We start from the raw sequence: 12,081 nt of genomic DNA, 5'->3' as shown, positions 1-12,081 counted from the left end.
ATAAGAAAGTTTTAGTTTTAGGGCATGGAGAGAATATTTATATACCATCAAGAGTTGCTTCATATATAAAGGGGGATGTTAAGTTTAAAACAACAACAAGAAGTCCTATATATTGTAAAGAGGAAGATGGCTATCCTATAAAAGAAAAACATGCTTTTTATGATAGAGGTGTAAAATATTACTTCTATAATAAAGCAGAGATAGAAAGTATATATGATAAGGTAGTATTTTTAACAGAAACAGATTTAAATATTAAGCTTACTGATAATATAGAAATATTTAAGCTATAAGGGGTGTTTAATTTGAAACTTATAAAAGGAAGTTATTTAAATGATTGTGAGTTTTTACTTAAAGACTTAACAGGGATAATAAAAGAGATTAGTGTAAAAGAAAAAGAAGAATATATAAAACAAGGAATAAGTTATTCTAATTTTATATCTAAGGAAGAAAATCCAGATAGTGACATAGAAAAATTATTTTTTGAGATGATTAGTGAATATGGAGATGAAATAGCTAAATATGTAGGTGTTTTAGCAGAACATATTTATAAAGTGAAAAGTGAAAATTTAGTTATAGTATCATTAGCTAGAGCTGGAACACCTTATGGGATACTAATTAAAAGATATTTAAAGTTTAAATATGATATAGATATAAAGCATTATAGTGTTTCTATAATAAGAGGAATAGGAATAGATTTGAATGCAATGAAATATATTTTAGATAAAAATAAAAATGGAAATATACAATTTGTTGATGGTTGGACAGGGAAAGGTTCAATTACAACAGAACTTCAAAGGTCTATATCTATGTTTAATGAAATGTATAAAGTTAATATTGATCCATCCCTAGCTGTTATAGCAGATCCTGCAAAGTTATGTGAGGTTTATGGAACAAGAGATGATATAGCAGTAGCAAACTCGGTGTTAAATTCAACTGTTAGTGGACTTATAAGTAGAACTATTTTAAATGATAAATATATAGGGAAAGATGATTTTCATGGAGCTATAAATATAAATTATTTAGAAGACAAGGATTACTCACAAATGTATATTGATAAAATAAGCAGTAGATTTTCAAATGATGTAAAAGTTGGAAAGTTAGAAAGCATAGATTTAGATTATGCAAATAATATTGTAAGTGATATAAAAGAAATATATGGAACTCATGATATAAATAAAATAAAACTTAGTATCGGTGAAGCTAGCAGGGTTCTTTTAAGAAGAAAAGCAAAAGTTATATTACTGAAAGATAAAAATGATAAGAGTGTAAAGCAATTAGTTATGTTAGCAGAGCAAAAAGGTGTAAGAATTGAAGAATATAAAAATTCAGAATATAAAGCAATAGCGATAATAGAATAGGGGACAGGCATTATGAATAAACTACATTTCATAACAGATTTAGATAGAACCATAATACATGCTAAAAATAAAGGGTTTAAGTGTGTAGAATATATGGGCGATAGAGAAATAACATATATGACTGATGAAAGCTATAATGGTTTTTTAGAACTTTTAAAAGAAGAGGAATTTGAATTTATACCTTGTACAATGAGAAATATAAAGCAAACACTTAGAGTTGATTTTATTAAAGAATATAACCCTCGTGTTATGATTTGTACAAATGGAGCTCAAATTTATATTAATGGAGAGCTAGATTTAATTTGGAATGAAAAGATTAAGTCGTTAATAGATTTTAATGAAGTAGAAAAACAAATTGATTATATAAAAGGTATGAATCTTATTTATCAAGAAGTTAGAAATATAGAGGGATTTTATGTAACTGTAAAATGTAGCACAAAAGAAGAAGCTAAAGTTTGTTTTGATGTTTTAAAAGATAAATTTAAGGCGAGTATTAATATTATGCATATAGGAGTTAAAGTTTTCATTATAGATGAGAAAATAGATAAAATATATGCAGTAGATTATTTAACTAATAAATTTAGTATTAAGAATCTTTACACAGCCGGAGATAGTGCAGTTGACATAGAATTTACTAAAAGAGGTAAAGCAGTGCTACCTAAACATTCAAGCTTTAGACATGAAAGTGCCACAGTAACTAGCAAAGAAGGAATTTATTCAACAGAAGATTTGATAAATTATCTAAAAAAAGAGCTTATTTATTATAAATTAACAAATAGATAATAAAAAAAATGTAATTATAAGTGGTATAATAGAAATAGACTAAAGGTTGTGTTAAGGAGGAGAAAGAATAATTGGAACTTATGAGTTTAACACATACTATATTTAGAAAAAACTATGAGAGAGAAAGCAATTATGCTGACTTTAAATCGTGTTTTTATAGATTTATAGGTGTAAAAGAAGAAAATAATTATGACAATGTAATAAAAACTTTACAAGTAAGATGTAGTGAAAATGAAAATGTATGTCTTGTTTTTGATAACGATTTGCCAATGCAAGGTGAAATGGAATTGATGCAATATATATATAATGAACTTGGAAATATGAATATATATAATCTTTCCTCTGAAGATATAACGATAATAGATAATATAGAACAAAATGCGAAGTTTTTAAATGCATTAGAATATGCAGTTAATTTAGCACTTAAAAAAGAAAGCTTTTTTAATGATAGTGTGAGAAATAACTTTATAACAAAGCTTATAGTATGGGCTTATAGTTATCTTAGGGATATAGACTATGGTAGTGAAATAAATGCTAAATGTATATATTATGGTAATATAGATAAACATGCAGTTTACTTTTTAATTATGTTATATAAAATGGGATTTGATGTTGTTTATATTAATCCATTAAAGGAAGAGTATTTTACAGAACTTGATATAGATAATTTAAGTATATGTGAAAAATATATGGGGATTTTAAATATTGAAAGTTTTGAGAGAAGAGCAAGTAATGGGAAAGCAATTGATAATGTTGAGAGTATAACAAAGCAAATTCAAAGAGATGTTCAAAGTCAACTCTTTGATGGAACCGGTTTATTTATGCCATGGCAGTTTAGAGATGGTAACACAAAAAGTATACTTATTGATGGAATAACAGATGATATGTATAGTTACTGGAATGAGGATGCTAAAGTAAGACCAGGATTTAAGGTTAAGGGTAAAGTTGTAACAGTACCATGTATGTTTAAAAAGGTAGATGGTGTATATAGAGATATGATGGAGTATCAAAAGCTTATATCATGTTGTAGTAAGTCAAGAAATACACTTTTCTTTAATAGTGGATTTTTATCAGATGAAACAAAAGTAAATCAAGAAATGTATGAGCTTATGTTTTGCCAATTAAGTGATGGAAGTTTTGATATAAATGAAATTAAAAAAACTTCAATATATAAATTTGGGAACTATAGTGAAGATGTTCAGAATTTACTTTTAAATAAATTTAATGAAGCAATTTCAGGTAAAACTGTATATTCAAAAGAATTAGACAAAGAAACAAGGATTAAGCTTTTAATGTTAATTTTAACATTAAATGAGCAGATTGTCAGACTTGTAGATAATTTTGACTTTACAGCAGCAATTCCAAAGATAACAATATTCTTAAATAATGAAGATAGAATAACAGATAATATATTAATGCTTCTTGGATACCTTTATACAATAGGTATGGACATAGTTATTTTTAATCCAGCAGGAACTCTGAATATAACAGGAATATTAAATAATAATATAGTTAATATAGATAGACTTGAAACTATGGATTATAAAGCAAGTTACAGAAAGATAATGAGTTTAAAAAGTGGGTTTTTCTCAAAGTTTTTAAAATAAGTAGATAATTTTAGGAGGTATGTATATATGATCAATTTAGGTAAGGGAAATGAAGAAGAAAATAATAATTCGGTAGATGTGGAATTTCAAAATGCACCATCACCTGAAGAAATGCAAAATATGAATAATATGAATCATCAAATGATGAGTAGTCAAGGGTTTGATATGAATCAGGGACAGGGAATGGAACATAATCAAGGGTATCAAAATTCAATGGATATGAATTCTCAAAATAATGGAATGCAAGGACAAAATCAGTATAATAACCAAAATCAAGGACAACAAAATAACCAAATGGGTGGATATAATCAAGGACAACAAGGGTATAATCAAGCTCAACAAATGAATCAGGGATATGGACAACAAAATAACCAAGGTTATGGTCAGCAAAACAATCAAATGGGATATAACCAAAATCAAGGGCAACAAAATAATCAAATGGGTGGATATAACCAAGGGCAACAAAATAATCAAGGGTATGGTCAGCAAAATAACCAAGGTTATGGGCAACAACAAGGGCATGATCAGCAAATGCAGCAGCAACCACAACAAAGTTATGGTCAGCAAAACAGTCAAGGGTATGCAGACGCAAGCCAGAGCGGAATGAATCAGTATGGTCAGAGTACAGGTGGAGCTTTAGCACCAGCCGGTGGTGAAATGAGTATGGAACAAGTAACGAGTGAGGTTACTGAGTATAAGCAAAGACTTAGAGGAATGAGAGAAGTTCAAGCCTTAACAAGTGAAGTTGATATACACAATACAAATTCAATAATAAATTTTGGTCAAAAAGCTAGTGATAATATATCAAAAATATCAGATGAACTTTTAAATTCAATGAAGGCTGTTAAAGCAGAAGAGGCAAGTGAAATGCTTGTAGGTCTTACAAAAATAATGGATAAATTTGATGTTAAAGAACTTGAAAAAGGTAAGTCAGAATCAAAGTTTGCAAAATTATTTAATAAACTTGGAGATTCTGTTGCTAAATTATTCCAAAAATATGATAGCATGGGATTTGAAGTTCAAAAAGTATATGTTCTTTTAAAGAAATATGAAAATGACATAAAAGAAGCAAATGGACATTTAAAAAGATTATATGATGGAAATCTTGAGTATTACAGAATACTTGAAAAATATATAGTTGCTGGTGAAATGGCAGTTGAAGAAATTGATATGTATCTTGAACAAATACCTAATGATACAAGTCTAAATCCAGAAGAAAAACAAATGATGCTTCAAAAACTTGAAATAAGTAAGGATATGTTATCTCAAAGAGTTTATGACCTTCAAATAGCTGAGAATGTTGCTATTCAAGCAGCACCTATGATTCAGACTATTCAAATGTCAAACTTTAATCTTATGAGAAAAATAAATTCATCATTTATAGTAACACTTCCTATATTTAAGCAATGTTTAGCACAAGCTATAATCTTAAAAAGACAAGATATTCAAGCTAAGTCAATTAAGCAGCTTGATGATAAGACAAATGAACTTATACTAAGAAATGCATCAAATACAGCAAGACAATCAGTTGAAATTGCAAAAATGTCATCAGGAAGTTCTGTTCAGATAGAAACTCTTCAAAAATCATTTGAAACAATAATGAAAGGTATTGAAGATACAAAAGCTATACAAGCTGCGAATAGACAGCAAAGAACAGAAAACTCACATCAACTTGAGAGTATTAAAGCTAATATGAAAAAGCATATAGCGGAATCTTAAGAAATAAATAATAAATTTGACAGATATTGTTCTTTTATGGAATAATTTATTGTGATATACTCATTAAAATAGATTAGGAGGAATGTAAAATGGGAATTAATTTAGGTAGTATGATAGGTGGTTCATCAAATGGTGGAAACTCTTCAAATAATGTTAATGCGTTAAATCTTAAAAAGAATGATGTTTTAAATTTAACTAAAAAAAATCCAGGGTTAACTAATATTATTTTAGGTGCTGGTTGGGATGTAGCCAACAATGGTTTTGATTTTGACTTAGATATTGCAGCATTTCTTTTAAATGCAAATGGAAAAGCAGCACATATTCCAGATGACATTATATTCTTTAATCATATGAGTGCACAGGGGATAGCTCTTGAGGGAGATAATAGAACTGGTGCTGGAGATGGTGATGATGAAAGAATACAAATAGATTTATCATTAATAAGATCAGATATACAAAAAATTATATTTGTAGTTACTATTCATGAAGCACAAAGTAAAAGACAAACATTTGGAATGGTAGAAAATTCATATGTTAGATTACTTGATGCTAAGAATAATGAAAGAGAAGTTTGTAAGTTTAATTTAAAAGAAAATGGTTCAACAGCTACTGCGGTTGTCTTTGCAGAAATAAGCAGGGATGGATATGAGTGGCAGTTTAAAGCAATTGGTGAGGGTAAAATAGCAGATTTAAATGGAATACTTGGTCTGTATATGTAATTAATTTATAATTAAAGGATGTGTATGTTATGTTAAACCTTAAAAAGAATGATGTGTTAGATTTAACTAAAAAGAATCCGGGATTAACAAGTTTAATGCTTGGAGCGGGTTGGGATGTTGTGAAAAAAGGATTTTTCAGTTTCCAAGCTGATTATGATTTAGACTTAATGGCATTACTTCTTGATAAAAATGGTAGAGTTACTGGTAAAAGTTCACTAATATATTATGGAAACCAAAGAGGTACAGGGATATACCTTCATGGAGATAATAGAACAGGAGAGGGTGAAGGTGATGATGAAAAAATTTCAGTATCACTTGATAAAGTTCCAAATGAGTGCTCAAAAATAATATTTGCAGTTACTATATATCAAGCTAAATCAAGAAAACAGAGCTTTGCAAAAGTTAGAAATGCTTATGTAAGACTTTTAGATGAAGGTCAAAATAGTAGAGAAATCTGTAAATTTAACTTAACTGATGATGGTGGAGAAAACACTGCAATAGTATTTGCAGAACTTGTCCGTGATGGAGCAGAATGGCAGTTTAAAGCTATAGGGAAACTTATGGATGCTAGTATACAAACTTTATTTGAAAGTTACAAATAATATAAAGAGGTGTTTTTAGATGGCAATTAATTTAGGTGGGAACTTTGGGAATATGCAAAATAATAATCCAGTTCCAGCAAATTCAGGATTAACTTTAAATCTTAAGAAAAATGATGTTTTAGATTTAACAAAAAGAAATCCAGGACTTAAAAAAGTAATTCTTGGAGCAGGTTGGGATATAGCAGTTGGAGGATCAGATTTTGATTTAGATATTGCAGCATTTTTACTTGATGCAAATAATAAATTTAATGATATATCTAATGTAATATTCTTTAATAATAAAGCAGGTCAAGGAATTACACTTGGAGATGATAATAGAACTGGTGCTGGAGATGGTGATGATGAGAGAATGTCTTTAGACTTATCTGCTATAAACCCATCAATACAAAAAATTATCTTCTTAGTTACAATTCATGGAGCTAGAGAGAAAAGACAAACATTTGGAATGATAAACAATTCATATGTAAGACTTTTAGATGAAGCTCAAAATGAAAAAGAATTATGTAGATTTGATTTAAAAGAAAATGGATCAACAGCTACAACAGTTATATTCTCAGAGTTATATAGACAAGGGGCTGAGTGGCAGTTTAAAGCTTTAGGAGAAGGTAAAATAGGCGATTTAAATGAAGTTTTAGCAACATATCAATAAGAGTAAAAAATATGTGAGATGAAAGTTTCACATATTGTTTTATAAATAATTAAGTTAGGGGTAAATTATGTTCAATGGATTGAAAAAAGATCAAGTCGACAAAAATAGAGAAAAGTATGGAGATAATATAATTCATGAAGCTCCACCAGAAACATTTTTTAGTAAGTTTAAAGAAGCTTTTGGGGATCCAATGATAAAACTTCTTATAGCAATAGCTGTTATTCTTTTCATTATGTCTTTGTTTGGATATGCAGAGCTTGGAGAAATTGTGGGGATTGTTATAGCCGTATTACTTGTTACGGTTATTTCAGCTAAAACAGAAGTTGCATCGGATAATGAATATAGAAAGCTTAAAGCCGGTGCTGAAAAAGATAGATGTAAAGTCTATAGAGATGGAAAAGCAATTGAAATTGTAATAGATGAGGTAGTTGCAGGTGATTATATAATTCTTCAATCAGGAGATAAAATTCCAGCAGATGGTATTTTAATTGATGGAGCTATCAGTGTTGATAACTCAGCATTAAATGGTGAAGCTGAAGAATGTAAGAAGAAAGCTAGTGAAACTTATACGGAAGCTGATATTGAAAAAGAGATTAAGTTAACAGGTGATACATTTGTTGATAAGTCATCTTTATTTAGAGGTTCGGTTGTAGTTGCTGGAACAGGTATTTTAGCGGTAACTAAAGTTGGAATGAAAACTATCATGGGTTCAATGGCTGAAGATATGGCTGATGAGAACGTAGATAGTCCGCTTAAAATTAAACTTACAGATCTTGCAGATAAAATATCTAAATTTGGATATATTGGTGCAACAGTAATTGGTGTAGCCTTTATGGTTCATAAAGTTTTAGTTGCAGGAAGTCTTAATGCTTATATAGCTATAGGTTATATGGAGATTTTAAGAGATGTACTTGATGCATTAATGCTTGCGGTTGTTATAGTAGTTATGGCAGTTCCAGAGGGATTACCTCTTATGATTGCTATAGTTCTTATGAAAAATACAGCAAAAATGCTTAAGATGAATGTATTAGTTAGAAAGCCTATCGGAATTGAAACTGCTGGTTCATTAAATATTTTATTTAGTGATAAAACAGGTACAATTACAAAAGGTAAACTTGAAGTTGTAGAATTCTTTGATGGTGATATTAAAGATGCTTATGTAACTAGTGAAAATACTAAAGAAATAATGTCTTTATGTATAGCTAAAAATACAGATGCTATGTTTGATGCAAGTGGAAAAGTTATTGGTGGAAATGCTACTGATAAAGCACTTCTTAATTTCTTAACACAAGCACAAGTTGAAAAATATACAGATGTTAAAGTTGATAAAGTTCAACAGTTTAACTCAACAAATAAATATTCAGCATCAGAGATGCATGGTAAAACAGTATATAAAGGAGCTCCTGAAAGGTTGCTTTCTAAAGCTACAAAATATATAAATGCAGATGGTGATGTTGTTCCAATAGACCTTGATAAAATAAATGCAAAGATTGATATTCTTGCAGTAAAAGCTATGAGAGTTCTTGCATTTGGATATTGTGATGAATCTCTTGTAGAAAATGAACTTCCAAATGAATTGGTAATTGTTGGTTTTGTTGGGATTAGAGATGATGTTAGACCAGAAGCTAAAATAGCGATAGAAGATGTTAAAAATGCTGGAGTTCAAGTTGTTATGATTACTGGAGATAGAAAGGAAACAGCAGTGGCTATTGCTAAAGACTGTGGACTTATTCAGGAAAGTACTGATATAGCTCTTACATCAGATGAACTTAATAAGATGTCAGATGATGATGTTAAAAAGATTATTCCGAATCTTAGAGTTATAGCAAGAGCACTTCCAACAGATAAATCAAGAATGGTTAAATTATCACAAGAGTTAAATCTTGTTTGTGGTATGACTGGTGATGGAGTTAATGATGCACCAGCACTTAAGAGAGCAGATGTTGGATTTGCAATGGGTTCTGGTACAGATGTAGCAAAAGAAGTTGCAGATATAGTTATTCTTGATGATAACTTTAAATCAATAGAAAATGCTATCTTATATGGAAGAACTATTTATAATAATATACTTAAATTTATTAAGTTCCAATTAACTATAAATGTGGCAGCTGTTGCAGTTTCAGCAATAGCACCATTCTTAAATCTTGATCAACCACTTAGTATTACACATATACTTTGGATTAACCTTATAATGGATGGTCTTGGTGCTTTAGCGCTTGGTTCTGAGCCTGCACTTCAAAAGTATATGAAGGAAAGACCAAAATCAAGAAATCAAAGTATTGTTACTAAAGCAATGATGGGTCAGGTTCTATTTGTAGGAGCTTGGATTACAATATTAAGTTTTGTATTCTTAAAAGTAGATTACTTTGTTAAACCATTTATGAATGGTGATGTTCTTAACATTACAATGCAAACTACAGCCTATTTCTCTATGTTTGTACTTGCAGCAGTATTTAATGGATTTAATGTAAGAAGTGGAAGTCTTAATATATTTGAAAATATTAAAGAAAATCCTGGCTTTATGAAAGTAATGGGAATAATAGTAATAGTTCAAATAGCATTAACATTTGTTGGTGGAGAATTATTTGACTGTACACCAATATCACTTATGAATTGGGTTATAGTAGTATTATTTGCGATAACAGTAATACCTATAGACCTTCTTAGAAAAGCTATCTTTACTAAGAAAGAAGATAAAGAAGCAAATGTTATAAGAAAATAATAAAAATAAAAACCATCTTGAAATTTTCAAGATGGTTTTTGCTATATAAATATTTATTTACCATTATTAAAAGTTACAGTACCATCAAGGTTATAGTAAGCACCTACAACATCAACTTTACCATCTTTGATTTTTTCTTGTATAACAGGGTCAGCTTTTATAATTTCAACCATTCTTGTTATATTAGTATTTATAGCATCGTTAATTGTTCCTTTAGGATTTATTGAAGGTTTAATTTCATCTATAACTGCTTGCAGATTTCCTTCAACTTTTTCACCTTTAACTACAACATCATAAGTTGCTGTTACAGCACCACAATTTTGATGTCCCATTACAACTACAAGAGGGCATTGAAGGTGGTTAACAGCATATTCTATAGAACCAAGTGCATCTCTATCAACTATATTACCTGCAAGTCTTACATCAAATAATTCCCCAAGTCCTGCATTAAAAACAAGTGAAGGTGTTACTCTTGAATCAGAGCATGATACAAGTGTTGCATATGGATGTTGACCATTTTTTAAAAGATTTCTTCTTTCAGAGTTTATATTAATAAGTTCTGAATCATTTTGAACAAATCTTTTATTTCCTTCTTTAAGTAGGTTTATAGCTTGAGTAGAGTTTGTAACAGTTGTATCTACAACTATATTTTTGCTAATGTTATTTGTTATTGCTGGTGGTGTTGGTATAGTTGGTTTTGGAACTACTTTTTGTGAACAACCTGCCATTCCAAGACATGTGATTAAAGTTAATCCAATAGCTAATTTTTTCATTTGTGTGCCTCCTAGAATTTAATATTATATAGTTAGTAATAACCAATAGTCCTTAAGTTTATTCTTAAAATGAATTTAAAAGTATTTTATAGTATAATAGAGTAGTTATTGAAGAGAAGTTTACTTAGTTTCTAAGATTAAGTTTAATTGTATAGGAAGATTTACATAATTTTGTTTAGAAAAGGAGAGTTTTAAAATGGCAAAAGTTATAGTTATAGGGGCAGGTCCTGCTGGAATAATGGCATCACTTAGTGCAGCTAAAAATAATGAGGTTATATTAGTTGATAGAAATGAGAAAATAGGTAGAAAACTTAAATTAACTGGTGGGGGAAGATGTAATATTACTAATAATAGAGATATTGAAGATTTCTTTCCAAAGGTAGTTACTAATAGTAAGTTTTTATATAGTGCATTTTATACATTTTCAAATTTAGATTTACTTAATTATTTTACAGATAAAGGTCTTGAATATAAGGTAGAATATGATCAAAAAGTATTTACTAAAAGTGATACTGCTGATGAGGTTATAGAACTTTTTGAAAGAGATTTAGAGGCAAATAAGATTGATGTTAGATATAGAAGTTCTGTTTCAGACTTAATAGTTAAAGATGGAGTTATCAAGGGTGTTAAGCTTGAGAGTGGCAAAATCATAGAAGGTGATAAAGTTATTATCACAACAGGTGGTAAAAGTCACCCTAACACAGGTTCTGATGGTTCTATGCAACTTATATTAGAAAAGCATGGTCATAGTATAAAAGAGCTTCATGCAGCACTTATTCCTCTTGTAATAAAGGAAGAGTTTGTTAAGAATTTAAAAGGTGTAGCAATGAAGGAAGCTGTGATAACAGCAAAGGTTGGTAAGAGAAAGTATAGTCAAACTGGTGATATGCTATTTACACACTTTGGAGTTACAGGTCCAGGGATTCTTAAGATATCATCTTATGTAAATAAGGCATTATTAAAAGGTGAAGAAGTAGAAATAACTTTAGATTTCCTAAGTGATATGAGTAAAGAAGAAGTAGCAAAGGTTATAAAAAGTAACCCTAGTAAGAATATTATAAATAATATGAAGGGGCTTTTGGCTCAAAACTTTATAAAAGAAGTTTTAACTTTAACAGATACTTTAGAAACTAAACCTACAGAACTTAA

General features: G+C 29.3%; 11 protein-coding genes. 10 read left to right on the top strand and 1 reads right to left on the bottom strand.

From position 1 onward, the window contains the following. The 9 genes from Q0V15_RS08880 to Q0V15_RS08840 all read left to right on the top strand — a co-directional run. Positions 1-290, top strand: a 290-nt coding sequence (locus tag Q0V15_RS08880; RefSeq protein WP_297438119.1) for a TRSP domain-containing protein, incomplete at its 5' end; no start/stop codon positions are given. A gap of 3 nt (positions 291-293) precedes the next feature. Continuing rightward, positions 294-1,358, top strand: coding sequence for a cysteine protease StiP domain-containing protein (locus Q0V15_RS08875; RefSeq protein WP_297438117.1), 1,065 nt, complete (start codon positions 294-296; stop codon positions 1,356-1,358). Between the two features lie 12 nt (positions 1,359-1,370). Further along, positions 1,371-2,141 (top strand): HAD family hydrolase, encoded by a 771-nt coding sequence (locus Q0V15_RS08870; RefSeq protein ID WP_297438115.1) that lies wholly within the window; start codon positions 1,371-1,373, stop codon positions 2,139-2,141. An 80-nt stretch (positions 2,142-2,221) separates the two neighbouring features. Further along, positions 2,222-3,748 carry a YceG family protein gene (locus Q0V15_RS08865; protein ID WP_297438113.1) on the top strand — a complete coding sequence of 509 codons (1,527 nt, stop codon included), beginning with the start codon at positions 2,222-2,224 and terminating at the stop codon, positions 3,746-3,748. Between the two features lie 27 nt (positions 3,749-3,775). After that, complete coding sequence (locus Q0V15_RS08860) at positions 3,776-5,467, top strand: toxic anion resistance protein (RefSeq protein ID WP_297438111.1); 1,692 nt, start codon at positions 3,776-3,778, stop codon at positions 5,465-5,467. Positions 5,468-5,556: 89 nt separating this feature from the next. Next, complete coding sequence (locus Q0V15_RS08855; protein ID WP_297438109.1) at positions 5,557-6,186, top strand: TerD family protein; 630 nt, start codon at positions 5,557-5,559, stop codon at positions 6,184-6,186. 29 nt (positions 6,187-6,215) lie between these two features. Next, complete coding sequence (locus Q0V15_RS08850; RefSeq protein WP_297438107.1) at positions 6,216-6,788, top strand: TerD family protein; 573 nt, start codon at positions 6,216-6,218, stop codon at positions 6,786-6,788. 19 nt (positions 6,789-6,807) lie between these two features. After that, positions 6,808-7,437 carry a TerD family protein gene (locus Q0V15_RS08845; protein ID WP_297438105.1) on the top strand — a complete coding sequence of 210 codons (630 nt, stop codon included), beginning with the start codon at positions 6,808-6,810 and terminating at the stop codon, positions 7,435-7,437. 67 nt (positions 7,438-7,504) lie between these two features. Beyond that, positions 7,505-10,159: a calcium-translocating P-type ATPase, PMCA-type gene (locus Q0V15_RS08840; RefSeq protein WP_297438103.1), complete on the top strand. Its 2,655-nt coding sequence runs from the start codon at positions 7,505-7,507 to the stop codon at positions 10,157-10,159. A gap of 53 nt (positions 10,160-10,212) precedes the next feature. Here Q0V15_RS08840 and Q0V15_RS08835 read toward each other — a convergent pair whose 3' ends face one another. Then, positions 10,213-10,932, bottom strand: coding sequence for a carbonic anhydrase (locus Q0V15_RS08835; protein ID WP_297438101.1), 720 nt, complete (start codon positions 10,930-10,932; stop codon positions 10,213-10,215). Between the two features lie 196 nt (positions 10,933-11,128). Here Q0V15_RS08835 and Q0V15_RS08830 point away from each other — a divergent pair. Further along, the coding region (locus Q0V15_RS08830; protein WP_297438099.1) for an aminoacetone oxidase family FAD-binding enzyme at positions 11,129-12,081 on the top strand (953 nt) is incomplete at its 3' end.

It is taken from the genome of uncultured Clostridium sp. (genome assembly GCF_947036855.1).
In the GTDB taxonomy this organism is placed as follows: domain Bacteria; phylum Bacillota; class Clostridia; order Clostridiales; family Clostridiaceae; genus Sarcina.
Note: the sequence above shows the minus strand (reverse complement) of the source record. Positions and strands in the feature narration are given on the sequence as shown.

Bases quoted from the DNA above. Each gene is read 5' to 3' on its own strand.
- Q0V15_RS08870 (WP_297438115.1), top strand. From the start codon at position 1,371: ATGAATAAACTACATTTCATAACAGATTTAGATAGAACCATAATACAT.
- Q0V15_RS08865 (WP_297438113.1), top strand. From the start codon at position 2,222: ATGAGTTTAACACATACTATATTTAGAAAAAACTATGAGAGAGAAAGC.
- Q0V15_RS08840 (WP_297438103.1), top strand. From the start codon at position 7,505: ATGTTCAATGGATTGAAAAAAGATCAAGTCGACAAAAATAGAGAAAAG.
- Q0V15_RS08845 (WP_297438105.1), top strand. From the start codon at position 6,808: ATGGCAATTAATTTAGGTGGGAACTTTGGGAATATGCAAAATAATAAT.
- Q0V15_RS08835 (WP_297438101.1), bottom strand. From the start codon at position 10,932: ATGAAAAAATTAGCTATTGGATTAACTTTAATCACATGTCTTGGAATG.
- Q0V15_RS08855 (WP_297438109.1), top strand. From the start codon at position 5,557: ATGGGAATTAATTTAGGTAGTATGATAGGTGGTTCATCAAATGGTGGA.
- Q0V15_RS08860 (WP_297438111.1), top strand. From the start codon at position 3,776: ATGATCAATTTAGGTAAGGGAAATGAAGAAGAAAATAATAATTCGGTA.
- Q0V15_RS08850 (WP_297438107.1), top strand. From the start codon at position 6,216: ATGTTAAACCTTAAAAAGAATGATGTGTTAGATTTAACTAAAAAGAAT.